The following is a 385-nucleotide window of genomic DNA, read 5'->3' on the forward strand; positions in this document are numbered from 1 at the left end:
CACGATCGGCACGATCACCAGCAGCAGGAACAGCACCAGGGCCGGGGCGAGGAAGACGACGATCGTGCCCACCCGGCCGGTGCGGGGCCGCGCCCCCCGGCCCGGGGCCCGGCGGCCACGCGGGTGCGTGACCGCCGGGGACGCCGTCAAGAGCTCGGCCGCCGTGTCGTCGGGCCGCCGTCCGGTCGCGGTCGATTGGGTCATCGGTCCTGCTCCAGTCGGTGGTCGGGCACGGTGGCGGGATCTTGAAGGCGCGGCATGCTACTGGCTCTTCGCGACCTGGGTGATGTCCTTGACGATCTGCTCCGGCGTCTTCGCTCCCGCGATCAGCTCGGCGACGCTGTCGTTGACTTGCTGGCCCACCGCCGGCGGGTACGCCTGGTCC

General features: G+C 72.7%; 1 pseudogene. It reads right to left on the bottom strand.

From position 1 onward, the window contains the following. Positions 1 to 204: pseudogene (locus QEZ54_RS36290) on the bottom strand (hypothetical protein); the annotation flags it as partial. Positions 205 to 385 lie beyond the last annotated feature (181 nt).

Origin of the sequence: Catellatospora sp. KI3 (assembly GCF_029948125.1) — a bacterium.
In the GTDB taxonomy this organism is placed as follows: Bacteria; Actinomycetota; Actinomycetes; order Mycobacteriales; family Micromonosporaceae; genus Catellatospora.